This window comes from Streptomyces diacarni (assembly GCF_003323715.1).
In the GTDB taxonomy this organism is placed as follows: domain Bacteria; phylum Actinomycetota; class Actinomycetes; order Streptomycetales; family Streptomycetaceae; genus Streptomyces; species Streptomyces diacarni.
Genome location: NZ_QOIN01000045.1, coordinates 56909 through 80652, shown reverse-complemented (window position 1 = coordinate 80652; position 23744 = coordinate 56909). Strand labels below are relative to the sequence as shown.

Below are 23744 nucleotides of genomic sequence, written 5' to 3'. Positions count from 1 at the left end.
CTCCCCAGCATGCACCCGACACGAAGGGAACCTGAAGTGGCACGTAGCCGGATTGTGGTGCCGAGCGGTGTGGCACCGTTCAGTTCTGCCCGGGCGTTCTTGCGGCACCTCCCGATCGAGGCGGGGTCGGCTTCGGCACAGGCCGTCCGGTTCGTGACTCACGCTCCCGCCGCTGCCGCGGCCAGCCTGAACGACCGGCAGCCGGTGAAGGGACAGTTCCGATGGCGTGGGCGCCAGGGCTGCCTCGCCGGTGTCCGGCGCATCGGGTGGCTCGTGGCCGAGGAGTACCCCGAGGGCCTTGACGTGGTGGTGACCGGCGACCTGGGCCGGCCTGACCTCGACTTCTTCGGGGTCCTCGCAAAGGTGGCGCCGGTCTCGGTGACCTTCGGGGCACGGCCGGATGCGGCGACGGCAGTGGGCGCGGCAGAGGCGATGGCCGACGAGGAGACGGTGCGTGTCCTCAGTGACTCCTCATGGATACGTGACGAGTTCGCGGCGTCGGAGGACTGGACGGAGTTCAGGAGGCGAGTAGTGCGCTACTTGACCTGCGGGGACTCCTGGACCGCGGCGTGGTTGTCGGACAGCGCGCTGGAGACGGGAATCCCGTTGCCGGCAGCCGCGGCGGACCTGATGGCCATGGCCTACAGGGCCCAGCATCGGACCGGGATGGCGGAGACCTGCCTGCGCATAGCCCTCGCCGACACCGGCCCCTTCGCGATCCAGGCCGGCTACAGCCTGTCCCTGCTCTACGCGCGACACTTTCCGCCGAGTCTGCGCAGCCTGGCGCGGGCGGAGGAAATCCTCGACGAGGCATGGCGGAAAAGCCAGTCCGCCGAGGTCACCGCCGATGGTGTGCTGGAAAGGGTGATGAACCGCAACGCTCTGGCACTTGTGCTCGTCCGCACTGGTCGCCAGGACGAGGCCGCACGCACGCTGCGCAAGGCGATCGAAGAGCTCGCTGCGGACCGAGAGGCGAACCGGGTCCCCCTGTCCATTCTCTGCAACAACCTGGGGCGGGTCCTCGCTTCGATGCCGGACTCGGCCGAGGCCGCCGCCAAGATGCTGCGCGAAGCGGTGGAGCTGGACCCCCAGTACCCGGAGTTCTGGTTCGACCTCGGGGAGTTCTCCGCGAACCGCGGAGAGCCCGAGGAAGCGCTGAGCGCACTACGGCGAGGCACTGATCTGTGTACGGACGCAGCACCCCTGTACGCGCTGACCGGATACGTGCTGCTCGGCCTGGGGCAGGTGGATGACGCTTATGAGAACTACGCGAAGGCCGTCGCGCTGGACCCCTTGGATCAGGACACGTTTGTGACCTGCATTCGCACGGCATGCCTGGCCGAACGGTATGCCGAAGCCGAGATCTGGCTGGACCGGCTGGCTGTCTCCGGCGCGAACGAAGAGGTCGCCCCCGAGGCCGAGCTGCTGCGCATCGAGACCGACTCGTTCCTCCACGGGCAAGCTGCGGCCCAGACCACTGCGCGGGTACGTGCGCTCGGTGAGCGCTACCCCGACTCCCAGCTGGTCCAGGAGAACGTGGCGGCGGTGCGGGAAGCAAGCGCCAGGTGAGCGTGTGGCGGAATCTGAGGCAGGCCTACGAGCGCGCCCACGCCGCCCCTGGGGACCTGTGTCCCGAGGAGGCCGCGCAAGCGGGACTCGACGTGCGGGACCGGATCGCGGACCTGGCGGCCCACGTGGGGGCTCGTGGGTTGTGGCTCGGTCTGCTGCGGCATTTCTGGCGCCATGCGACCGGCTACCTTCTCCTCGGGATCGGAGTGGTCGTCACGGGGGCGTTGGTGCCGCGGGCGATCGATCATGTGCTTTCCCGCGTCAACGACGGTGGGCCGGCGTTGCGGCCGGCGGTCGCGCTGAGCGTCGTGGCGACGGCCTTCACACTGTTGCGCTGGGCCAGCACCTGGCAGGTGCGCATGTTGGTGTACCGGATCGACCTGTCCGTCCAGCGGCTGATCTTCCGGCGGCTGCAACGCACCGACCCCCGCTGGCTCGGCCGGCAGAAGAAGTCCTCGACGACCTTCCTGCTGGAGTATCCCCAGCAGCTGTCGCAATCGGCTTTCGCAGCGGAGTTCGTCGTCCACAGCGCGCTGATCGTGACCTACGTGGTGTGCGTGCTGGTGTGGTTCGGTGCCGTCGGGTTCGGGGTGGCTGCGGTGGCGGGCCTGGGAGCGCTGGTCGGGCGCACTCTCGTGGACCGGATGACCGCGACCACCAAGGAGTACCTCGCCGGGGACCACCGGCGGGCGGAGCTGATCGACGGGCTGGTCGCGGCGTGGCAGGCGGTGCGCAGGCAGCACCTGGAACCGGTGGTCACCGCGGCGTTCGCGTCGGTCCGAGAGGAGCAACGCGGCACGCTGTTGCGCCGAGCGCGGAGCAACGCGTGGGTGGACGCCCTTCGGCAGGCGCTTCCCCAGGTGGTGGTGTGGGCGGCGGTCCTGGCGGGGGTCCTGTTCTCCACCGGTTTGGCTGCGGGGGAGGGTGTTGCACTGCTGGTTCTGGTGCGGATGCTGGTGTCGGCCGTTGACGAGAACATCGCGACGTACGTCAACATCCGGTTCGCCTGGGTCATCGGGCGTGAGGTCACCGCGCTGTTGTCCGAGGCGCCGGAGGAGGCCGATCCTGTCCCGGGTTCCGCGCCGGCTCCGGGAACGGTCACGATCTCGCCTACCGGTCCGGGACGGGGAGGGGGCGTCACGGTAGCGCCAGGTGAACGCGTCGTCGTGCTGGGCCGGGACCAGGGCCGAACGACCCGCTTGATGGAACAGATCGCCGGAATGCCGACGAGCTGTCCTGAATGGAGGGTCGCACACGGCGGGGAGCTGGTCCTGGTGGCACGCGGCCAGCCGGTGTTCGACGGCCCCATCGCCGAGACGGTGGCCCTGTGGCGGCGACCGGTCGAACAGGCCCGCTACCGCCAGGCTCTCGTCCGCAGCGGGTTGCTGGACGACCTCGCGGCCCGTCCCGAGGGTGACGGCGCTGAGCTGAGCGCGTCGACCGAGCGGCTGTCCGACGGTCAGACCGTGCGCGTCAGTCTGGCCCAGGCGCTGTACCTCGCGCCCGACGTGCTGTTGCTCGACGACGTGTTCGCACCGCTCGATCCACAGTGCGCCGCGCAGGTCGCCGCCGGGGTGATGGCCGACGAACCCGGTCTCGGCACCCGGATGTGCACCACCACGCGACCGGAGATCACACGGTGCGCCGACCGTTTCCTCATCGTCGCCGACGGGGAGATCGTCTCGTTCCGGCCTGAGGAGTTGTCGGCGCGGAGCACAACGGTCCGAAAGCTCCTGGGACCGGTGCGGACCGCTGAACTGCTCGCAGCGATCGGACCGGACAGCGAGGGGGGATTTCTCCCGGGACAGCGACTTCCCGTTCCGGAGCAGCGACTCTCGGCGCTACAGTCCGCGGGTCTGCGGTACGGCTTTCCGGAGGGCTATGTTCCGCCACACGCCTCGGCGTTCGATACGCCCACACCGGTGCTGCGGATCAGCGACTTCTACCGCAACGTACGAGGCATGTTCTCGCCGTCGGCCATCGGCGCCGTCCTTGTGTGCATCTGCGCACTGGTCGCGGTGGAGTACGGACTGGCGTACCTGGTGGATCACGGGATCACGGACTTCAGCGGCCTGTGGTGGCTGTCCGCTCTGGTGGCGGTGGGGGTCGTTGTGGCCTGGCTGCGTTCGTGGCTGCCTCTGCGCACACCGATCGGCGCGATCGACCGCGTCCACACCGGCCTGGTCCGCGGTCTGCTGTCGGGGCGACTGGACGAGCGCAGCGCCTCGGTGACGGGGCGGCTGAGCCGTGACTTCTTCACACTCGAACTACGGGTGCCCTTCCAACTGGCGGAATTCGCCGCAGCGTGGATCTCGATGCTTGCCGCCGCGGCCGCGGTGCTCGCCGGCGGATGGTGGACCGTGCTTCCGCTGGGACTCATCGCGCTACTCGGCGTGGGCGCCTATCGCAGGGGCCGCTCCGCGCTGATCGCCTCGTCCCATCTGTCCGCCGCGTGCCGCAACCCCCTGCTGAACTTCGCCCGCGCCGCGCTCGGAACGCCTGGATTCCACACCTCTCCCGCACTCCGGCGGGCGTTGTCGGCTCGGTTCGACGACCTCGGCGCAGTCCGTGCCGTAGGGATCCTCCGCAGGTCCTGGGTCCAGTTGCGCACTCTCCTCATGGTGGAGATCCTCGGCCTCGGCGTGTTCCTGATCGCCTTGTGGGCCGTGGTTCTCTCGTTCGGGGCGACGGCGTTGGCGGCCGGCGTCGTCGTCTACGCCGCCTACACGCTCGCGCAGCGGGCCGCCCTCATCGTGGAGGGCATGCTGGAGTTCGACGGCACGCTTTTGGCCATCCGCCGCGTGGCCGAGCTCCTCGGCTCCTCAGACCTCCCGACACGAGCTCGGCTGCTGCGTGAGACACCACGGGATCTGGCGTGTCTGACCGACGGCTTCCTCCGGTATGAGGACGAGACCCGCCCCGGCGGTGGCCCCCCGGTCCACGCGCAGCGGCTCCAGCCCCTCATGCCCGAGGGGCTGCCCCGGCCGGAGCCGCTGGACCTGGTGGCCGAACCCGGCTCCCTGACGGTACTGACCGGACCCTCCGGGGTCGGCAAGAGCACCCTGCTCAAGACGCTCGCCGGAGCCAACGCCGCAGCGAACGGCACCGTCCTGCTCAACGGAGCGAAACCTGCGGTGCTGAGCAGTCGCACGCGCTCTGCACTGCGCTACGCGGACGCGGACATCCCCCGCCTGCCGGTGACCGTGCGCGCGTTCCTCCGCGGGTGTCCTGACGGGCCCGTCCTGCTCGCCCAGCTGTGCGCCGCGACCGGGACGAGCGTGCCGGAGCCGGAAGACACTCTCCGGAACCTCAGCCATACGCACAGGCAACTGGTGAACCTCGCCCGAGTGTTCGCCGACGGGCCCAGCGCGGTGTTCCTCGACGAGGCGACGTCCGCCATGGACGCGCAGGCCGAGCACGCCGCGCTCGACACCGTTCGCCGTGCCGCGCCCCACACGGCGATCATCGCCGTACTGCATCGCACGGCCAACCAGGACCTCGCCGACCGGCGGATCACCGTCTCCGCCGCGCGAGAGGAACCGGTCGGGTGAGTGCCGTCAGGCGACGCCGGCCACGTCACGTCGGACGATGTCGAGCACTCGGGCATCGTCCCGGTCGAGGATCGCGTGGTGGAGTTCGGTGCTGCTGGACGGAGGATCGATCCCGAGCGCCTGGGCGAAATGCGTACGGCAGCGCCGGAACGTTGCCATGGCGCGCGCAGAGTCCCCCGAGAGTTGCTGCACCGCCATCAGGACCAGCCACGGCCGTTCGCGGTGCGGCTCGTCCGAGAGCAGGGTCGCCGCGTCGTGGCTGAGCCGCAGATGGTCACCGAGCAGGAGACGGGCGGCATACAGGTCTTCGACGATCTGGATCCTCATACTCTCCAGCCCGGCCGCGTGAGCCTCCAGCCAACGCGTCCGGGGCAGTCCCTCCCCGAACGGGCCACGCCACAGAGCCAGCGCCTGCTGCGACTGTGCACATGCCTTCGCGACGTTACCCGCTTTGAGATGTACCCGTGCGGCCGCCGCGAGGGAACGGAACTCCACCAAGTCGAGTTCGCCGGCGTGCACGAGAAGCCGATAACCGGTTCCCCTGGCTGTGATGAGCCGGTCCGCGAGCCGGGGGCTCACGTCGTCTAGAGACTTACGGAGGTGCGCGACATTGGTACGCAGATTCGCCAAGGCCGAGGCGGGCGCATCATCCCACAGGACTGACAACAACTTACCCGTCGGAACACAGAAGTTGCTCTCCACGGCGAGAGCGGTCAGCAGAGCGGCGCGAAGCGGCATCCGCAGTGCGCACGCGCCCGATGGACCGGAGACCTCGACCGTCCCGATGACCTGAAACCGGACCATCACCGTTCACCATCCCTCGCCCCCTGGTTGCGCGAGACCAGGATCCGTCGGGCGCCGCCGGGCGGTCGAGGTGTTTCGGGACAGCCCGAAAAGTGCAAATGGCATGGTTCGGTGGCCCCCGCCATGGCGTGGGCCGGGTCGGATCCAGCGGCAACGGAGGGCAGGTGCGGTTCCTGTCGGCCTACTTCGCATGCGTCATGCTCACCCCGCTGGAGCCCATAACAACGAGCCCGTCAGCCGACGGTCACATGGTCCGCCGGACAGTGCTCAGCAAACCCCGGGCGACCGCCGCCTGCCTGACCTCCTCGTACAGCGCTGTCAGCGTCGGGCTGACGCTCACCCTGGGTAGCTGGAGCCGGTCGAGGGCGGCGGCGTCGGCGTCCACGTCCGCCCAGCCCTGCCCGGTCAGCAGGCGCATCAGCGCCGGGTTGAGCCGGTCCACGCCGCGCACCAGCCGGGCCTCGGGCGTGGCACCTTCCTCGTACTCCCGCCACAGCGCCAGCAGTTGCGGGCCGAGCGGTGCGGGGAGCGTGCCGAGGCGGTCGCGGGCGACCGCCTCCTCCGCGCGGGCCTTGCGGGCGCGTGCCTCCTCGCCGCCGCGCGAGGTCTGCCAGGCCGACGGGTCGCCGGTGTCGATCTCGACCACGTCGTGGAGCAGGCACAGCTTGAGCATGCGTCCCAGGTCCAGGTCCAGCCCGCTCTCCCGCTCGAACTCGGTGTGCAGCACCCAGCACACCATCGCCAGGTGCCAGGAGTGTTCGGCCACGGACTCCCGTCGCCGGGGGGTGGCGTTGTTGTGCCGCTCCACCTCGCGCAGGCGCGCGGTGTGGGAGATGAAGTCGAAGAGCTCGCGAAGACGCGTCTCGTTGCCCATGGCACGGCGACCCTAGCGGACGCCGGCGGGTGGGGGCGCGGGCCGCGCCGCCTCCCCGCACCCGGTCGGTGGCGGGTGCGGGTGTCGCGCGGTCCCGTCGGGCTGAGTAGGTTGTGCCGTATGGACGCGCGGCGGAACGAGAGGGAAGAGAACCTGGCCTCATGGGCCGAGGAGTGCCAGGCGAACGCCGCCCGCCTCGCGGACATGCTGGGGGTGCCCGCCGCCGACTACCGGGCCGACCCGCTGGCCGCTCTGCCCGCGTGGGAGAACTACGTGTCCAGGCTGCCGCTCGCCGACTTCGAGGAGTCGGACCGGGTGACGCTCCACACCGACCTGGTCTCCTTCCTGGCGGACTTCATGGTGCGGGCCAAGGGCGCGCACTGGGAGGCCACGCCGGACGCCTCCGCGCCGGGCGGCCACCGGTACGTGCTGACGGCCATGGGGCTCGACGGCCGGGTCCGCCACTGCGACCCGTTCGCCGTCGTCCAGCAGGTGAGCAGGGAACTGCCGCTCGATCCCACCCGTGTGCTCGCCGCGGCGGAGCTCGCCCTGGGCCTGTCCCGCCCCGAACGGGACACCGCCCACTGACCTCTCGGGCCCGCCCGGTCTACAGCACGAAGCCGTGCGGAAACGGGTCGCGCGGATCCAGCAGGTAGTTCGCCGTGCCGGTGATCCACGCCCGGCCGGAGAACTCGGGCACCACCCCGGGCACCCCGCCGACCTCGGCGGTCCCCAGCAGCTGCCCCACGAAGCGGGTGCCGATGAACGACTCGTTCACGAACTCGGTGTGCAGCGGCAGTTCGCCGCGCGCGTGCAACTGCGCCATCCGCGCCGAGGTTCCCGTACCGCAGGGGGAGCGGTCGAACCAGCCCGGGTGGATCGCCATGGCGTTGCGCGAGTGCCGCCCGGTCGAGCCCGGCGCGAGGAACTGCACGTGTTTGCAGCCGCCGATGGCGGGATCCACCGGGTGTGCGGGGCGGTTCTGCTCGTTGACGGCCCGCATCACCGCCAGGCCGGCGGAGAGGATCTCGTCCTTGCGTGCGCGGTCGAACGGGAGGCCGATCCGGTCGAGTTCGACGAGGGCGTAGAAGTTGCCGCCGTAGGCCATGTCGTAGCGGACCTCACCGAGTCCGGGAACGGTGACCGTGGCGTCCAACTCCAGTGCGAACGCGTCCACGTTCCGCAGGGTGACCCTCTCGGCCACCCCGTCCCGCACGGTCACCCGGGCCTCGACCAGGCCGGCCGGGGTGTCGAGCCGCACCCGTGTCTGAGGCTCGGTCACCTCGACCATGCCCGTCTCCACGAGCACGGTCGCCACCCCGATGGTGCCGTGCCCGCACATCGGCAGGAAGCCGCTGACCTCCACGTAGACCACGCCCCAGTCGGCGTCGGGGCGGGTCGGCGGCTGGAGCAGGGCACCGCTCATGGCGGGGTGCCCGCGCGGCTCGTCGACCAGGAACCTGCGCAGCTCGTCGAGGTGGAGCACGGCGTGGTTGCGGCGCTCGGCCATCGTCGCGCCCGGCAGGGGCGGCACCCCGCCGGTGACGACCCGGGTGGGCATGCCCTCGGTGTGCGAGTCGACGGCGCTGAGCGTGCGGACCGAGCGCATCAGGCGGCGGCCCGCTCGCCGAGGGCGGCGATCGCACGCGCCATGTCGGCCTCCACCCGCGCGCGCAGGCCGGGGGGCAGCGGACCGCGCGGCGGACGGCAGGGGCCGCCGAACCGGCCGACCTGCTCCATGCCCAGTTTGATCGCCTGGACGAACTCCGTGCGCGAGTCCCACCGGAAGGCGGCCACCAGCGGCTCGTACAGCTCCCGCGCCTCTTCCAGCCTGCCCGCCTTGGCCAGCTCGAACAGGCGGGCCGACTCGGCGGGGAAGACGTTCGGGAATCCGGCGAACCAGCCGCTCGCGCCCATCAGCAGGCTCTCCAGCACCACGTCGTCGGCCCCGCTGATCACCTCAAGGCCGGTGCCGGCGGTGCGCTCCCTGATCTCCAGCACCCGGCGCACGTCGCCGGAGAACTCCTTGACGGCCACCACGTTGTCGATCTGCGCGGCCTCCGCGATCAGGTCAGGGGTGAGGTCCACCTTGGTGTCGACGGGGTTGTTGTAGATCATCACCGGCAGTCCGACGGAGGCCACCTGAGTGAAATGTGCCAGTATCTCCCCCTTGTTGGCGCGGTACATCGTCGGGGGCAGGCACAGCACTCCGTCCGCGCCGTCCTCCGCGGCGGCCTCGGCCCACTGCCGGGCCTGGTGCGACCCGACGCCGTGCACGCCGACCACCACCGTGCCGGCCCCGCCCACCGCCTCGACGGCGGTGCGCGCCACCGTGCGGCGCTCCTGGTCCGTCAGCGACGAGTACTCGCCCAGCGAGCCGTTGGGGCCCACACCGTGGCAGCCGCGCTCCACCAGCCACCTGCAGTGCTCGGCGTACCTGTCGTAGTCGACGGCGAGCCCGGCGGGGGCCGCCGCGTCCTCGCGGTAGGGCAGCGCGGTGGCCACCACGACACCGCCCAGACCACGGGACGGCTGCTGGTTCTCACTCATGAACTGCTCTCCTCTTCGGGACGGTGACCTGGACCGGTCAGCGGGGCGGACGGAGCGGCGAGTTCGCCGAGCCGGATGGGCTGGGCGAGCGGCCGGCGATGCGGGTCGGCCGCCGGCAGGCCCTCGGCCGGCCTGTCCGGGGCGTCCCCGGCGAGCCTTCGGCGGAGTTCGGCGACCGTCGGCCCGCAGATCCGGCCCTGGCAGGGACCGAGCCCGGCGCGGGTGTTGAGCTTGGCGACCCGTGGCGCGGCACCGGCCTCGGTGGCGAACGCGGCACACAGCGAGCCGTAGTCGGTCTCCTCGCAGCGGCACACCACGGTCTGCGGCCGCAGCCAGCCCGGCCACGCGGCGCCGATCGGGTGGGCGCGGGCGAGCCGTCCGGCGAACGCCCGCCCCTGGTCGCGGCTCCGCCGCAGCGCCCGCAGCGCCCGGCGCGTCCCGGGATCCCGTGGCGCGCTCCCGCCCGTGGCGGCGGACCACCCGGCGACGGCGCCCTCGGCCCGCGCGGCCGCAGCCCCGGCGATGCCGGTGATCTCACCGGCGGCGAAGACCCCGGGCACGCTGGTGCGCTGCCGCTCGTCGACGCGTACGAAAGCGTCCGGTGCGCCGCGGGAACCGGACGGGCCGCTCGCACGGGTTCCCGCCGTGTCGCTGCCGGGCTCAGCGCGCTCGCCCAGTGCGCATCCCGCGGCGAGCGGCAACTCCAGCTGAGGGCTGAAGCCGTGGCTGACACACACGGCGTCCACGGCGACCGTGCGCCGCGTACCCTCCAGAACCGACCAGTCGGCGCGCAGCCGCGCCGTGACGACTTCCTCCACCCGGCCGTCCCCGCGTGCCTCGACCACGGCGCGGCCCGTCCGGTACGGCACCCGGTGGCGGGCCAGCGCGGCGGCGTGGGCGGCCAGCTCCGCCGCCTTGCCCGCCTGCGCGGCCAGCTCCCATGGGCGGCGCCCCCAGCCGCGCGCCGTCGTCGCCGCGGTGTTGGCCTCCAACACCTCCCGCACCTGGGAGCCGGCGTCCAGCAAGGAGGCCGCCACCGGAAGGAGGAAGGGGCCCGAGCCCGCGACCACCACCCGCTGACCGACCGCCACCCGCTCGCCCTTGGCCAGCGCCTGCGCCGCGCCCGCCGTGCAGACGCCGGGCAACTCCCAGCCGGGGAACGGCAGGACGCGGTCGTGCGCGCCCACGGCCAGCACGAGGGCGTCCACGTCGAGTGTGCGCCGGGGGCGCCCCGCGCCGTCCGCCGGGCCCGAGCACAGCAGGTGCAGCCGGGGCGGGCCCTCCTGTCCTGGCCGGGGCCGCTCCAGTGCCCACACCGAGGTCTGCGGCAGCCACGTGCACCGGGGGTGTGCCAGCACCCGGCGGCGCCGGTGCTCGAACGCCCGCCACCCGTGCTGGAGATGTCCTGGCCGCCGGGGCGCGTACGCCGCGGGCACCGTGCGGTGGTATTGGCCGCCGGGCTCCTCGGCGGCGTCGATCACCGTCACCCGCGCCCCCGCGGCCAGTGCCGCCTGCGCGGCGGAGAGCCCGGCGGGTCCCGCGCCGACGACCGCGACGCGCCGTGCGGCAGGCATGGTCACTGCCCCTCTCCGGTCCCGGACTCGGGCCCGTCGGTGGGGCGGGGCACGGCGCGGGAGCCGGTGGTGACCTCGTCGCCGTCGACGGCCCTCCTGCGGCAGGCCCGCACGTCGGGCTCGCCGTTGACCGTGACCAGGCAGTCGAAGCAGACCCCGATGCCGCAGAAGACGCCGCGCGGGGCACCGGAGGGGGCCTGGCGCCACGAGGACCTGCCGGACGCGAGCAGGAGGCCTGCCAGCGTCTGCCCGGCGATGCCGTCAGCCGGCACGCCGTCGACGGTGATCCGCAGCGGCCGGCCCCCGCGGCCGGTGGCGTCGCGCTCGGTGGGTACGAGTCGGGAGCTCATGGCGCCTCCTCCTGCTGGTACGGGCGGGGTCGGAGCACGGCCGGGCGGTCCACCCGGAACGCGGCGGCGTCCACCGGGGGCGGCTGGCCCAGCACCAGGTGGAGCAGGAGCCGCCCGGTGCCCACCGACAGCCCGATCCCGGCGCCCTCGTGGCCGCTCGCGTGCCACAGGCCCGGCAGCCGCGGATCGGCCCCGATGACGGGGAGGTGGTCGGCCACGTACGGCCGGAAGCCGCCGTAAGCGCGCATCACCGGGACCCGGGCGAGCGAGGGGAAGAGCCGCAGCGCCTTGGCGGCGACGGCCGAGAGCACCTCGGGCCGCAGCCGGTCGTCGAAGCCGACGCGGCGCCGCGAGGAGCCGATCAGCACGCTGCCCGCGCGGGTCGACTCGACCACGGCCGAGGTCTGCGACTCCTCCTCGCTGCTGCCGACGGCGCCCACGTAGTCGGCGTCGTAGACCTTGTGGAAGACGGTGGGCGGCTGCGGCGTCGTCACCAGGACGTCGCCGCGCCGGGGCTCGACACCGACGGGTGCGCCCAGGCGGGCGGCGAGCGCGCCGGACCAGGGGCCCGCGGCGTTGACGAACAGGTCGGCCTCCAGCAGCCCGCGCGTGGTGCGGACGCCGGTGAGCCTGCCGCCGCGGACGACCGCCGAGCACACCTCCTCGCCGCCGCGCAGCGTGGCGCCCGCGGCGAGTGCGTCCGTCAGCAGCGCCGTCGCCGCGCCCGCCGGCTGCACCTGCGCGTCCTCGCCGTAGTGGACGGCGGCGGTGTGCTCGCGGGTGACGTACGGCTCCGCCTCCCGCAGCGCCTCGGGCGCCAGGGGCTCGGCCCGCACCCCGGCGGAGCGCTGGCTGTCGGCGAACCGGGCGAGCGAGTGCGCTCCGGCGCCCGTCGTCGCGATGACGATGCCGCCCTTGGGGTCCCACTCGGCGGCCTGTACGGCCCGGCGCCCCTCGGCCGACCGTTCGGCGACCTGCGCCAGCACTGTGGGCCACAGTTCGCGGGAGAGCTGGGCGAGCGCGAGTTCGGGGCCAGGGCCCTTGTCCGAGACGAGCACGTTGCCCTCGCCGTGCGAGGTGGTCGCCGCGGCGGGGCCGCCCCGGTCGACGACGGTCACCGCCAGCCCGGCCAGGGCGAGTTCGCGAGCGCAGGCCGCACCGATGATCCCGGCACCGAGCACCACGGCTCGCGTTCCGTTCATCGAACCTCCTCGTTCGCTGAAACGAACGAGAGGGACGGTATGCGCGGCGCCGCAGGGGTGTCAACGGGTGCGGCGGAGCGACCTGACGGAGCGGCGTCCTGAGCGGGTGCGCAGGCGCCCTCAGTCCTCGGTGTGCGGGGCGCACCCGCCCGCGACGGCGTGCGGGGCGTTGGGAGGCAGCCGCTGGTCCGCGCGGTACTGGAGGAGCAGAACCGAGCGCACGGTGCCCTCCAGCGCCGTATAACTGTGCGGAAGGGCGGCGTCGAAGCCGACGTAGTCGCCGGGGCCCAGCTCCACGTCGTGGCCCTCCACACTCACCCCGAGCCGCCCCGCCTGCACGATGGTGTGCTCCACCCCCACATGGCCCAGCGAGTCCCGCCGCTCACCCGCCCGCACCTGCTGGTCGTAGACCTCGAAGACGCCCTCGCCCGACTCGATCCGCTGCAACGGGCGCAGGTCCACGCCCTCGCCGCTGAGCACCTCCACCTCCTGGGCCCGCACCACCCGCAGGCCGGCGGGCGGCCGCGCGTCCAGCAGGTCGGAGATGGGCACCTCCAGGACACGGGAGAGGCTGAAGACCGTCTCGATGGTGGGATTCCCCGTACCGGACTCCAGCTGCGAGAGCGTCGCCTTGCCGATCTTCGAGCGCCGCGACAGCTCCGAGATCGACAGCCCCCGCTGGGCCCGCGCCCGCTTCAGGTTGAGCGCCAACATGCTGCGGATCGATCTCTTGGCCGTTTCAGGACCGCTCACGGCCCCTCCCTTCCCCTGTGGTCTTCCCCGCGACTCCCGTTCGCTATACGGAACGCCGTGTGGGCGTGGGGCCATTATCCCGAACGGGAAGGGAGCCGGATGCCGCACGGCACCCGCGGCACGGGCGCACGGCCTGCCGCCGGGCGGCGGGGTCACCGCTCGACGAGGGTGATCTCCGTGGCCTTCATGCCCGCGAAGACCGCAGCGCCGTCCTCCAGACCCAGCTCGGCCACGGCGTCGGCGGTGACCTCGGCGACCAGATCGGGACGGCCCCTACACGCCACGAGAACCCGCATCCTGCTGCCGACCGCCGTGACCTCCCGCACCGTGCCCGCCCAGACGTTGCGCGGACTGCCCTGCGGGCGCTCCCGATGCAGCGCGACCGCCTCCGGCGCGATGACCGCCAGCACGTTCCTCCCCTCCGCGACGGGATCGGCGACCACCAGGCTGCCGCCGCCCTCCAAAGCCAGCGAGCCGTCCCGCGCGGCCGTCCCCGCCAGCGCGTTGCGGCCCAGCATCCGCGCGACCCACGGCGAACGGGGACGGCGCGCCACCTCGGCGGGCGACGCGTCCTGCACGGCACGGCCGTCCTCCAGCACCAGCACCCGGTCGGCCAGCGACACGGCCTCCACCGGATCGTGGGTCACCAGCAGGCAGACCCCGCCGAAGCGCCCCAGATGGCCGCGGAGGGTGTGGCGCACGTGCGCGCGCGTCGTCTGGTCGAGCGCGGCCAGCGGCTCGTCGAGCAGCAGCAGCCTCGGCCGCGCCGCCAGCGCGCGGGCCAGCGCCACCCGCCCGGCCTGACCGCCGGACAACTGCGCGGGCCTGCGGTGCGCCAGGTGACCGACCTCCAGCCGCTCCAGCCACCCGCGCGCCAGGCGGCGCGCCTCACCGCGGCGCACGCCCGCGGCGCGCAACCCGTAGGCCGTGTTCGCCAGCGCGCTCAGGTGCGGGAAGAGCGCGCCGTCCTGCGGCACCCATGCCACACCCCGCCGGTGCGGGGGCAGCGCGCCGACCTCGATGCCGCCCAGGGCGAGGTCGGCGTGCGCGCGCGGGGTCAGCCCGAGCAGCGCGCGCAGCAGCGTCGACTTGCCCGCACCGTTCGGGCCGACGACGGCGACGGTGGTGCCGGGCGCGGCATCCAGCGTGAGCCGGGTGAACCCGCCGAACCGCGCCCGCAGGTCCCAACGCTCGGCGCCGGCGTCGGCGTCGGACGGAGAGGCGCGGGCGACCGTGGCGTCGGGCTCCCCGGGGGCGGCGGCCGCTTCCGGGGTGCCGGTGCCGGTGCTGGCGCCGCTGGTGGTGTGCGGGGCCTCGCGGTCGGTGGCGGCCTCGGGGTCCTCAGCGCCGTGTGTCCAGCGGTCGCGGAGGCGCGAGAGACTCCCCGCGCCGCCACCCGACTTTCCGCCGCGGGTGCGCGAGGCACCCGCGGCGCCCGCCCATCGGCCGCGCAGCGAGAAGAGCACGGCCATGGCGATGACGAGCAGCAGCAGCGAGACGGACGTCGCCGCCTCCGGCTGGTCCTGGAGCAGCAGATACACCTTCAGCGGGAGTGTCTGCGTCGTCCCCGGCAGGTTTCCCGCGAAGGTGATCGTCGCGCCGAACTCGCCCAGCGCCCGCGCCCAGGTGAGGGCGGCGCCCGCGGCGAGTCCCGGGGCCACGAGCGGCAGCGTCACCGTGAAGAACACGCGTACCGGAGACGCGCCCAGCGAGGCCGCCGTCTCCTCGTAGGCGGGGCGCAGCCCCGCCAGCGTTCCCTCCAGGCTGATCACCAGGAACGGCATCGCCACGAACGTCGCCGCCACCACCGCGCCCGAGGTGTGGAAGGGCAGCACGACACCGAAGGTGTCCTCCAGCCACGGGCCCAGCAGCCCGCGCCGCCCGAAGCCCAGCAGCAGCGCGACACCGCCCACGGTCGGCGGCAGCACCATCGGCAGCAGGACCAGCGACCGCACCAGCGCCTTGCCGGGGAAGTCGATCCGGGCCAGCAGCCAGGCCAGCGGTACGCCCAGCAGGAGGGAGAGGGCCAGGGCGCCGCCGGACACCAGCAGCGACAGCTTCACCGCCTCGGTGACACCGTCGCTGCCCAGGTGCGCGCCCAGCTCACCCCATTCCGTCCGCACCAGGATGCCGAGCAGCGGCACCAGCAGGAACGCCACCGCGAGCACCGCGGGTACCCCCAGCGTGAGGGGGGCGCGGGGGCGCCCCGCGGGGTTGCGCGTACGGGTCACGGCTTCTGGAAGCCCGCCTCGCGCAGCAGCTTCTGCGCCGTGGGCGTCTTCAGCCACTTCACGAAGGCCGCCGCCTCCTCACGGTGCTCGGACCCCTTGAGCGTGGCGGCCGGGTAGGAGGCGATCGCGTTCTGACCGTCGGGGATCGTGACGGCGTCCACCTTCTTCGGCGCCGTCGCCGCGTCGGTCTGGTAGACGATGCCGGCGTCCGCCTCGCCCAGCTCGACCTTGCTCAGCACCTGGCGGACGTTGGTCTCCCGCGAGACCGGCTCGACCTTGAGCTTCTCCGCGTCCAGCACCTGCTTGCTGTAGCGCCCGACGGGCACCTCGGGCGCGGCCAGCACCACCTTCAGCTTGCTGTCGGTCAGGTCTTTCAGGGACTCGACCTTCTTCGGGTTGCCCTCGCCGGTGGCGATGACGAGCCGGTTCTTCGCGATGACGTCCGGCTCGCCCGTCTCACCGCCGAGCCCTTCCATGGTGGTGGTGTCGGCCGTGACCAGCGCGTCGGCCGGCGCCCCCTGCTCGACCTGGGCGGCCAACTGCTGGGACCCGGCGAAGGAGAAGTTCACCTTCGTGTCCGGGTGCTCCTTCTCGTACGCCTTGCCCGCGGCTTTGAACACGTCGGTCAGGGAGGACGCCGCGAGCACCGTCAGCTCGGTCGTGCCGCCCTCGCCCGCCTCGTCGCCCTTGTCGTCACCGCCTCCACCGCAGGCGGTGAGCGGGACGAGGACGGCGACGGCGGCGAGCGCGGCGAGGATGCGGCGGGGCGACAGGAGTGAGGACGAGGGGGAAGGTGACGAGGGCGAGGACATGCGGTGGGTCTCCAGGTGAGGCGGGGACGGGGCGGGGCTGGGGGCGGGCGTGGCGCGCGCGAGGACGCGGGCGGGGCCTACGGCGTGTCGATGTGCACGCTGGTCGACTTGACGCGGGCCGTGGCCTGCATGCCGACCTCCAGGCCCAGCTCCTCGACGGCCTCCCGCGTCAGCAGGGAGACCAGCCGGTGCGGCCCCGCCTGGATCTCGACCTGCGCCGCCACGTCACCGAGCTTGACGGCGGTCACGATCCCGGCGAACGCGTTGCGCGCCGAGGTGTAGGGGACGTCGTCCTCCTCGGCGGCGTGCCGGCCGAGCTCGACGGAGAAGGCGGCCAGATCCCGTCCGCCGATCAGGCGGCGCCCGCTCTCGTCGCGGTGCGTGGTGACGCGGCCCGCGTCCGCCCAGCGCCGCGCCGTGTCCGGGCTGACGCCGAGCAGCCGGGCCGCCTGGCCGATGGTGTACGACTGCATGTGCGTCAACGTATGGCCCACAGCCTCGCATATGCAATGCGAATGGCTTCTCTCTATAGCATGTGCCAACCCGGCTTGGAGGAATCCCCAAGTCGGCCGAAGTCGGGCACCGGGCAGGCGACTTCTCCCGGCGCGCCCCGCCCCGGGCGGTGCACCGGCACCGCCACGGCGGTGCGGCCGCCTCGCGCGCGGTCATGCCCGGTGGTACGTCGCCGCCTAGACTCGTCGAGCGCTCCTGGATTCTTCGAGCGGTCCAAGGGCGCGGGTCGGCCCGAGAAGTGCGGGCGCAGAGCGGAGAGGACACGGCACGTGAGCGAGAGCAGCGGTCCCGAGGGCGCCGGGACGCCGGTCGCCGATGTCGCGCACAACGCCAGGGTGTGGAACTACTGGCTGGGCGGCAAGGACTACTACGCCATCGACCAGCAGGTCGGCGACCACGTCACCAGCATGTACCCCAGCATCCGCGAGGTGGCGCGCGCGGACCGCGCCTTCCTCGGCCACGTGGTGCGGTATCTGGCGGGAGAGGTGGGCATCCGCCAGTTCCTCGACGTCGGCACCGGGCTGCCCACCGTCGAGAACACGCATCAGGTGGCCCAGCGGGTCGCCCCGTCCTCGCGGATCGTCTACGTCGACAACGACCCCACCGTCCTCGTCCACGCCCGTGCCCTGCTCACGAGCTCCCAGGAAGGCGCGACCGACTACATCGACGCCGACGCGCACCATCCGCGCGCGATCGTCGACGCCGCGGCCGACACCCTCGACTTCGTCGACCCCGTGGCCGTCATAATGCTGGGCATCCTCAACTTCATCGCCGACACCGACGAGGCGGCCCGCATCGTCGACACGCTGATGGAAGCCGTCCCCTCCGGCAGCTACCTCGTCCTCACCCACCCCACGCTGGAGCTGGGCGGCGAGGCCAACGAGGAGGCCATGCGGTTCTGGAACGAGAACGCCACCCCGCCGATCACCGCCCGCAGCCGCGTCGAGGTGGCCGGGTTCTTCCGCGGGCTCGAACTGCTGCCGCCCGGCATCGTCTCGTGCTCCCGCTGGCGCCCCGGGCACGCCGCCGACGACGAGAAGAGCGTCGCCCAGTTCGGCGCGGTCGCCCGCAAGCCCTGAATCCGGCTCGCGCCCGCGCTCCCCGGCCCGTCCCGGTCCCGCTCCCCGGCCCGTCCCGGTCCCGCTCCCGGGGGAGGCCGACGCCGCACCGGTCGACGGCCCCGGGTTAGCTTGGACGGGTGAGCGAGAGCGAAGGCCCGGAGCGGATGGAACGGCTGAGGGCCGATTGTGAGCGGTGCGCGGGGCTGTGCTGTGTGGCGCTGCCGTTCGCGCGGTCGGCCGACTTCGCGGTGGACAAACCCGCGGGGAAGCGGTGCGGGAACCTGACCGACGAGAACCGGTGCGCGATCCACGCGCGGCTGCGCGTCAGCGGCTTCACCGGATGCTCGGTCTTCGACTGCTACGGGGCGGGGCAGCGGGTGACGGCCCGCGAAGAGACGGTGTCCGGACCGCAGCTGTTCGCGGTCTTCCGGGTGACGCGGCAGCTGCACGAGCTGCTGTGGCTGCTCACCGAGGCGGCGCGAGGCGGTCGCTGCCCGGAGGCCGAAGCGTCGGCAGCAGAGCTGGACGCGCTGATCGACGGCGACGTCGCCGCGCTGCTCGCCGCCGACGTCGAGGCCTGGCGGGCGCGGGTCGGGCCGATCCTGGAGCGGGTCAGCGAGCGGGCGCGCGCGGGGCTCGACGGGCGGGACCTGCGACGCGGCGACCTGACGGGCAAGCACCTGCGGAAGGCGCGGTTGCGCGGTGCCACCCTGCGGGGCGCGCTGCTGCTCGCGGCGGACCTGCGGGGAGCGGACCTGCGCCAGGTCGACTTCCTCGGCGCCGACCTGCGGGACGCCGACCTGCGGGGCGCCGACCTGTCGGAAGCGCTCTTCCTCACCCAGCCCCAACTGAACGCGGCCCACGGGGACTCGGCCACCCGCATCCCCGACACGCTGGCCCGGCCAGGACACTGGCCGGACCACGACTCGCCCCCATCCGCACCCGCCCCCGTACGACGGGCGAAGGCCCCCCGCGCGCGTGGCGCGGGCGGACGCGGCGGCTCCGGGAAGGGCCGCCGCGGCCGAGGCCGATAACGCCGCGACGCCCCCGCCCACGACCGCGGGCGTCTCCCCGCGCCGCCGTGCGGACAGACGCCCCCGGGGTCAGCTGGTCCCGCGGCTCGGCCGGCCGCCTGGTTCACGGCAGACGCGTCCCACCCGGTTCAGCCGGGCCCGGGTCGGGCGGACCCGCCAGGGCGGTGGCTGCCCTGGCGGGCGCCGCGCCCGCCTCCGCGCTGTAGGCGTGCACGACGCGCCCCGTCCCGCCGGGGCGCGGACCGCGCGCGGGCGACGTCTCGCCCTCAAGGGACAGGTGAGTGGTCGGCAGGGCGGGGCCGGCCGGCGGACCGCACCGGGCCGCCTCCTTTCGTGAGAAGGCAGCTGCCTTCCGCGAACGCACCGGCGCACAACCGCCGTTCATATGAAGAATGCGGTTTGATTGTTCGCTCAGGGCAAAGCAGGGAAGTTCCCCTTCGGGACGTGATTGCGGTGACGCAATCACTGAGAAGGGGGGCGGAAATTGCCGGAGGTTTCCCATCGGTGGCGCTCACCGTATGCGTTCACGGATCGCTTCAAGGAGGCGGGGACGCGGGGCCGCACCCTCGCGGCCGCGGGAGCCGCGGGGTTCGTGGCGGGCCTCACCGCGGCGCGCCGTGCCGCGCGGGAAACAACGGTGCACGCCGCGCCGCGCACGGGCGCCTGGGTGCAGCTCAACCTGACCCCCGAGCGCGACTCGCACGGCCGCGCGCTCTGCTATGCGGAACTCGCCGCACTCGCCGACACGTTTCTCGCCGAGAAACGGGCGCGGAATTTCTTCTTCATGCACAAGGCGCCGGGAATCCGCGCGCGTTTCCAGGCGGCGGAGCCCGGCGAAGCCGCCGAGTTGTGTGCTGCCCTTCTGCGCCGTACCGACCGGTGGGAAGGGCTTCGGCGGCGTCCGGTGTGCGCGGTGTACGAACCGGAGCACTACCTCTTCGGCGGCCCCGCCTCGATGGCGTACGTGCACGACCTGTTCACTCTCGATTCCCTGGCCTGGCTCGACCACCACGTCAACCACCCGGAAGGCGCGGGGCCTTCGGTCGGCTGGCGGCAGTCGCTGCTGATGTTGCGGGAGGTCTTCGACGGGCTCGGGATCGTCGGGTGGGAGCACCGGGGCGTCTGGGACGCGGTCGCCCGCGAGACGGGCCGCCGCCTCCGTGACGCGGCCGCGGCCATCGATCCGTCGGCCCGCGAGCGGGCGGCCGCCGGCGTCGTCGCCTACTGGCGGACGCCCCGCGACGAGGCACTCCGCGCCTTCCCCGAGGACCGCAGGGACCCCCTGGCCCGGCACGCGAAGGCAGCACACCGGGCGGCCGTGCGCTGGCGTGACGGCCACTTCGAGGCGGGAGGCGCGTCGCACGGCGCGGCCGGAGAGGGATACGCGGCGGGCGAGGCCATCGTCGGTCCCCGTACGGCGGCCGCCTATCTCACCGTCTTCCACTGGAACCGCGGTCTGCTCTCCCTGGCCCGCCAGAGCCTCCTGACGGAAGCGCTGCTCCACGAGGGGAGGGTCGCGCATGCCACCTCGGCAGCAGCACACTGACCCGGCCACCGCGGCACCCGGCCCGCGACGGAGCCCGCACCCGTCGACCCCGCACGTCCCGGCGGGCGACAGCGGTTCCGTGCCCCTCGGCGCCGCGGCGCTCCTGCGGCTCGCCGGTGTTCCCGGCGCGGTCTGGACCGGCGCCGGGAACCCCGCCCTCTTCGCGCAGGCCGGCGAACTGGCGGACAGGCAGGCGCGGCTGGGCGCGCGGGCCCGCGCGTTGAGCGTGCGGATCGGCGAGGAGGTCGTACCCGACGAGGGGCTGACGACGGCGGACCGCCGGGCCGTGCTGGCGTTGCGCCGCAGGCTGCACGCGGGAGAGGCACCGGCCACCAGCGGTGACAAAGGCCCAGGTGGTGGCGAAAGCACAGGTGGTGGCGGGGACGCAGGTGGTGGCCGAGGTGGGAACTCTCCTCTTCTCCACCCCGGCCCCGCTGACGACGACGACGCGCTCCTCGACCGCATCGCCGCGCTGCGACCCGCCCTCGGAGGCGACGTGCGGACGCTGGCGGCCGACGCCGCAAGGCTCCGTGCCGCCTACGGCGGCTTCGGGCGCGCCGTCGCCGCCGAGCGGGACCGGGTGAGCGCGCTGCTGCTGGAGGCGGCCCGCTCGCAGCCCGTGCTGCGGAGCTTCGTCGAAGGAGCCGCGCCCCGCGTCGTAGGGGACCTGGAAAGGCGCGCGGCGGCGGGCGAGCTGTGGGAGAGCAAACGGCAGCGCAAGGGCGTCGGATACCTGTGGCGTGCGCTGGGCCGGGCCGCCGCCAAGACCACTCCGCGCGACTGGGCCGGGCAGCTCGCGGTGGTGCCCGTGGCCGGCCGACGACCGGTATCCGCCGCGCCGCCGCGACGCCCCCTCGCGGCCGGGGACGGGGCGCGGCCCGAGCACGCCGAGGGCCCGCTGACGGATCTGCTCGCGCCCGGCACCTGGCCGGGGAGCCCGCCGAGCGGTCCGGTGGCCGCGCTGCCGCCCAAGCTCGCCCCCGGTCCTGGGCCTGTCGCCGCCCGCAGGACCGAGAACGTGCACCGGCTGTGGTGCTGGCTGCGCGACATCGACCTGGCCGCCGCCGCACCGCACCTGCTCCTCACGCCTGCTCCGCTGCACCACGCCACCGGCGAACCCGGCACGGGGCACGTGCACTTCTCCGTCGTCGATCCGGACCCGGCCGGGGGCGGCCGACTGCGGCGGCTCTCGCTGCGGCGCACACCGGCGCTGGAGACGGTGATGAGGCTGCTCGCCTCCACCCCCCGTACGGCGGGGTCACTGGAGGCCGCGCTCGGTCCGCCGTCCTCCCAGCCCGCACTGCGCGCTTTCCTGACCCACCTGCACGCGCTGGGCATCCTCCAGGTGTGTGCCGCGCCCCGGGCCCGCCGCCTGCCGTGGACGGAGCACGAGCCGGGACTGCCCCTGCCCCTGGCCGGAGACCTGGCCCGCGGCTCCTTCCTGGACTCCTACCGCCGGATCACCCCCGCCGGGGCCGAGGGCACCCGCTCACGCCCCGAGGTGCCGGACGCCGGCGTGCGGCTCGTCGCCGACGGGCTCGCTCTCGCGCGGCGCGTGGCCGAGTTGTGCGAGGAGAACCGCAGCCGGGGCGAGAAGAGCCGGGAGACCGCGGAGGCGGTGGGCTTGGGCGCCGAGCCCGTTTCCGTCGTACGCCTCTTGGAGGCCGGCGACGCGGACGACCGGTCCGCCACCCCGCGCCCCCGCGGCCGGTACGCCTCCTGGGAGCCCGCGCACACCTCCGATTCCGGCTACGCCGGGCTGCTGGCGTACCTCGGCGCGCGGCTCGACGAGGAGCAGGTCGACCTGGACGCGGGGCTGCTGGACGCGTTGGGGGCGCCGCGCGTGCCCGCGGTGCTGGAGACCTGGCCCGTCGACTGTCTGCTGCGGCCACTGCCCCGCGCCCGCACCCGCGGGGAGCCCGACGGACGGCGCGGGCCCGGCGTTCCCGCGGGCCCGGGCCCCGTGGCCGTGTTGGAGTCGGCGTCGCCCGCGGGCGTCCTGGACGCCCGCTTCGCCGAGGCGCTGGGGGAGTTGTACGGCGGAAGCCCCGCCGCCGGATACCCCAACACGGGCGGCTACCGGGACTTCCTCGCGGCCTTCGAGCGCCGCGCCGGTGTGCGCTTCGTCGAGGTGCTGGTCCCGCCGCTGACCGAAGCGGCGGCCAACGCCGTACGCCGTCCCGTCTCCACCAGTTGGTGCACGGGGGACTCCAACACCCCGCTCTACTACGGCAGCTCGGCCGACCCCCGCCCGGCGGGCGACGGCGGTGGCGTCACGCCGCTTCCTTCCGTCCGCCACCTTCCCCTCGACCGGGTCACCCTGCGGGTCGCGGGCGGCGCACTCGTCGCCGAGGCCGACGGGGTGCGGGTACTGCCCGTCCACCACGCCACCCGCACCCCGGCCCCGCCGTACGACCGGCTGCTGCCGCTGCTGACGGGGGCAGGGCATCCGGCGACCCGGCGCATGGTGCGGTTGGACGGGCTCGCCGGGGCGTTCCCCGGGGCACGGCACGTGCCACGGCTGACGGTCGGCGGGCTCCTCGTCGTCAGCCCGGCGCAGTGGCGGATCGCGCGCACCGCGCTGTGGCGCCCCACGGACGGCGAAGCCGACAAGGTGGCGGCACTCGCCGCGCTGCGGCGGGCGGCCGGGCTGCCCAGGTTCGGCTACCTGCGGGCGCGCCCGGACGCCAAGCCGCTGCCCGTCGACCTCGCGGCGCTGCCCGCGCTACAGGCAGTGGAGCGGCTCTGCCAGGCCGAACCCGGCCAGGACCTGGTGTTCGAGGAGGCGTTGCCGTCACCGGACGAGTCGCCCGCGGCCGGCAGCGCCCACGCGCCGGCAGCCGGCGGCTCCTGTGGGGCGGCGGCCCAGCTGCTGGTCCGGCTGCCCCACGACCGCACGGCCGAACACCTCGCCGCACGCGCTCACGCCGCCTGGTGCGGCGCCCACGACCTCCCCGGCGTCCCGCCCTCCTCCAACGGTGGCGGGACGCCGGGGCGGACACCACATCCGCAACACAAGGACAAAGGAGAGTCACCATGCCCGTGACGACCGAGGCGCCCGAGCTCGACCTCGACAGCCTCATCGACGACCTCGACACCCGGATCAGTTCGACGACCGAGCTGCCTGAGACGCAGCTGGACACCGGACACTGCAGCGGTCTGTGCACGGTGGTCATCTGCACCGTCATCGTCTGCTGATCCCGTACAACGGGTGAGCCGCCCGGCCGGCGCCGGCCGGGCGGCTCACCCACCCCTCCCCAGGCCCGTGCTGAAAGTCCTGCCCGTTTGGGAGCCCTGCCCGACGCCTCGACGCCTCGACG

Annotated in this window: 19 protein-coding genes; 8 read left to right on the top strand and 11 right to left on the bottom strand. The window is 73.6% G+C overall.

The features are described 5' to 3' along the window. The first annotated feature begins 69 nt into the window (after window positions 1-69). Complete coding sequence (locus DTL70_RS16260; protein WP_147266785.1) at window positions 70-1569, top strand: tetratricopeptide repeat protein; 1500 nt, start codon at window positions 70-72, stop codon at window positions 1567-1569. Further along, window positions 1566-5120 (top strand): ATP-binding cassette domain-containing protein, encoded by a 3555-nt coding sequence (locus DTL70_RS16255; RefSeq protein WP_114022659.1) that lies wholly within the window; start codon window positions 1566-1568, stop codon window positions 5118-5120. The genes DTL70_RS16260 and DTL70_RS16255 overlap by 4 nt, the downstream gene beginning before the upstream one ends. A gap of 6 nt (window positions 5121-5126) precedes the next feature. Here DTL70_RS16255 and DTL70_RS16250 read toward each other — a convergent pair whose 3' ends face one another. Both DTL70_RS16250 and DTL70_RS16245 read right to left on the bottom strand, forming a co-directional pair. Continuing rightward, entirely contained in the window at window positions 5127-5924 is a 798-nt protein-coding gene (locus DTL70_RS16250) for an AfsR/SARP family transcriptional regulator (RefSeq protein ID WP_114022658.1), read from the bottom strand. A gap of 244 nt (window positions 5925-6168) precedes the next feature. Next, window positions 6169-6798 carry an HD domain-containing protein gene (locus DTL70_RS16245; protein ID WP_114022657.1) on the bottom strand — a complete coding sequence of 210 codons (630 nt, stop codon included), beginning with the start codon at window positions 6796-6798 and terminating at the stop codon, window positions 6169-6171. A gap of 120 nt (window positions 6799-6918) precedes the next feature. Between DTL70_RS16245 and DTL70_RS16240 the strand changes: the two genes are divergently transcribed. Continuing rightward, on the top strand, window positions 6919-7386 hold the full coding sequence (locus DTL70_RS16240; protein WP_114022656.1) for a hypothetical protein: 468 nt from the start codon (window positions 6919-6921) through the stop codon (window positions 7384-7386). A gap of 19 nt (window positions 7387-7405) precedes the next feature. Here DTL70_RS16240 and DTL70_RS16235 read toward each other — a convergent pair whose 3' ends face one another. The 9 genes from DTL70_RS16235 to DTL70_RS16195 all read right to left on the bottom strand — a co-directional run bounded on the left by DTL70_RS16235 (window position 7406) and on the right by DTL70_RS16195 (window position 16743). After that, window positions 7406-8407 (bottom strand): proline racemase family protein, encoded by a 1002-nt coding sequence (locus DTL70_RS16235; protein ID WP_114022655.1) that lies wholly within the window; start codon window positions 8405-8407, stop codon window positions 7406-7408. Beyond that, window positions 8407-9348 (bottom strand): dihydrodipicolinate synthase family protein, encoded by a 942-nt coding sequence (locus DTL70_RS16230; RefSeq protein ID WP_114022654.1) that lies wholly within the window; start codon window positions 9346-9348, stop codon window positions 8407-8409. Before DTL70_RS16230 ends, DTL70_RS16235 begins: the two co-directional genes overlap by 1 nt. After that, window positions 9345-10922 carry an FAD-dependent oxidoreductase gene (locus DTL70_RS16225; protein WP_114022785.1) on the bottom strand — a complete coding sequence of 526 codons (1578 nt, stop codon included), beginning with the start codon at window positions 10920-10922 and terminating at the stop codon, window positions 9345-9347. Before DTL70_RS16225 ends, DTL70_RS16230 begins: the two co-directional genes overlap by 4 nt. A gap of 2 nt (window positions 10923-10924) precedes the next feature. Then, a complete protein-coding gene (locus DTL70_RS16220) occupies window positions 10925-11272 on the bottom strand; it encodes a (2Fe-2S)-binding protein (RefSeq protein ID WP_114022653.1) in 348 nt (115 codons plus the stop codon). After that, complete coding sequence (locus DTL70_RS16215) at window positions 11269-12474, bottom strand: NAD(P)/FAD-dependent oxidoreductase (protein WP_114022652.1); 1206 nt, start codon at window positions 12472-12474, stop codon at window positions 11269-11271. Before DTL70_RS16215 ends, DTL70_RS16220 begins: the two co-directional genes overlap by 4 nt. Window positions 12475-12594: 120 nt before the next feature. Continuing rightward, the gene (locus tag DTL70_RS16210; protein WP_220183625.1) at window positions 12595-13227 is read right to left on the bottom strand and encodes a helix-turn-helix domain-containing protein; all 633 of its coding nucleotides are present in this window, start codon (window positions 13225-13227) and stop codon (window positions 12595-12597) included. A gap of 152 nt (window positions 13228-13379) precedes the next feature. Next, a complete protein-coding gene (locus tag DTL70_RS16205; protein WP_114022651.1) occupies window positions 13380-15458 on the bottom strand; it encodes an ABC transporter permease in 2079 nt (692 codons plus the stop codon). Beyond that, the gene (gene modA / locus DTL70_RS16200) at window positions 15455-16270 is read right to left on the bottom strand and encodes a molybdate ABC transporter substrate-binding protein (protein ID WP_114022650.1); all 816 of its coding nucleotides are present in this window, start codon (window positions 16268-16270) and stop codon (window positions 15455-15457) included. Before modA ends, DTL70_RS16205 begins: the two co-directional genes overlap by 4 nt. Before the next feature lie 77 nt (window positions 16271-16347). Beyond that, complete coding sequence (locus DTL70_RS16195; RefSeq protein ID WP_114022649.1) at window positions 16348-16743, bottom strand: TOBE domain-containing protein; 396 nt, start codon at window positions 16741-16743, stop codon at window positions 16348-16350. Between the two features lie 309 nt (window positions 16744-17052). Between DTL70_RS16195 and DTL70_RS16190 the strand changes: the two genes are divergently transcribed. The 5 genes from DTL70_RS16190 (at window position 17053) to DTL70_RS33560 (ending at window position 23622) form a co-directional block, all read left to right on the top strand. Next, complete coding sequence (locus DTL70_RS16190) at window positions 17053-17862, top strand: SAM-dependent methyltransferase (protein WP_114022648.1); 810 nt, start codon at window positions 17053-17055, stop codon at window positions 17860-17862. 146 nt (window positions 17863-18008) lie between these two features. Continuing rightward, window positions 18009-18878, top strand: a complete 870-nt coding sequence (locus DTL70_RS16185) for a pentapeptide repeat-containing protein (protein WP_114022647.1) — start codon at window positions 18009-18011, stop codon at window positions 18876-18878. Window positions 18879-19470: 592 nt separating this feature from the next. Beyond that, complete coding sequence (locus DTL70_RS16180; protein ID WP_245979407.1) at window positions 19471-20424, top strand: thiopeptide-type bacteriocin biosynthesis protein; 954 nt, start codon at window positions 19471-19473, stop codon at window positions 20422-20424. A gap of 79 nt (window positions 20425-20503) precedes the next feature. After that, a complete protein-coding gene (locus DTL70_RS16175; protein ID WP_114022645.1) occupies window positions 20504-23470 on the top strand; it encodes a lantibiotic dehydratase in 2967 nt (988 codons plus the stop codon). Next, on the top strand, window positions 23461-23622 hold the full coding sequence (locus DTL70_RS33560) for a hypothetical protein (RefSeq protein WP_181860948.1): 162 nt from the start codon (window positions 23461-23463) through the stop codon (window positions 23620-23622). The genes DTL70_RS16175 and DTL70_RS33560 overlap by 10 nt, the downstream gene beginning before the upstream one ends. The last annotated feature ends 122 nt before the right edge of the window (window positions 23623-23744 follow it).

What these genes read in the sequence shown, in the direction of transcription:
- DTL70_RS16250 (WP_114022658.1), bottom strand. Translation starts at nt 5,924, where the DNA reads ATGGTCCGGTTTCAGGTCATCGGGACGGTCGAGGTCTCCGGTCCATCG.
- DTL70_RS16245 (WP_114022657.1), bottom strand. Translation starts at nt 6,798, where the DNA reads ATGGGCAACGAGACGCGTCTTCGCGAGCTCTTCGACTTCATCTCCCAC.
- DTL70_RS16240 (WP_114022656.1), top strand. Translation starts at nt 6,919, where the DNA reads ATGGACGCGCGGCGGAACGAGAGGGAAGAGAACCTGGCCTCATGGGCC.
- DTL70_RS16235 (WP_114022655.1), bottom strand. Translation starts at nt 8,407, where the DNA reads ATGCGCTCGGTCCGCACGCTCAGCGCCGTCGACTCGCACACCGAGGGC.
- DTL70_RS16230 (WP_114022654.1), bottom strand. Translation starts at nt 9,348, where the DNA reads ATGAGTGAGAACCAGCAGCCGTCCCGTGGTCTGGGCGGTGTCGTGGTG.
- DTL70_RS16225 (WP_114022785.1), bottom strand. Translation starts at nt 10,922, where the DNA reads ATGCCTGCCGCACGGCGCGTCGCGGTCGTCGGCGCGGGACCCGCCGGG.
- DTL70_RS16220 (WP_114022653.1), bottom strand. Translation starts at nt 11,272, where the DNA reads ATGAGCTCCCGACTCGTACCCACCGAGCGCGACGCCACCGGCCGCGGG.
- DTL70_RS16215 (WP_114022652.1), bottom strand. Translation starts at nt 12,474, where the DNA reads ATGAACGGAACGCGAGCCGTGGTGCTCGGTGCCGGGATCATCGGTGCG.
- modA (WP_114022650.1), bottom strand. Translation starts at nt 16,270, where the DNA reads ATGTCCTCGCCCTCGTCACCTTCCCCCTCGTCCTCACTCCTGTCGCCC.
- DTL70_RS16195 (WP_114022649.1), bottom strand. Translation starts at nt 16,743, where the DNA reads ATGCAGTCGTACACCATCGGCCAGGCGGCCCGGCTGCTCGGCGTCAGC.
- DTL70_RS16185 (WP_114022647.1), top strand. Translation starts at nt 18,009, where the DNA reads ATGGAACGGCTGAGGGCCGATTGTGAGCGGTGCGCGGGGCTGTGCTGT.
- DTL70_RS33560 (WP_181860948.1), top strand. Translation starts at nt 23,461, where the DNA reads ATGCCCGTGACGACCGAGGCGCCCGAGCTCGACCTCGACAGCCTCATC.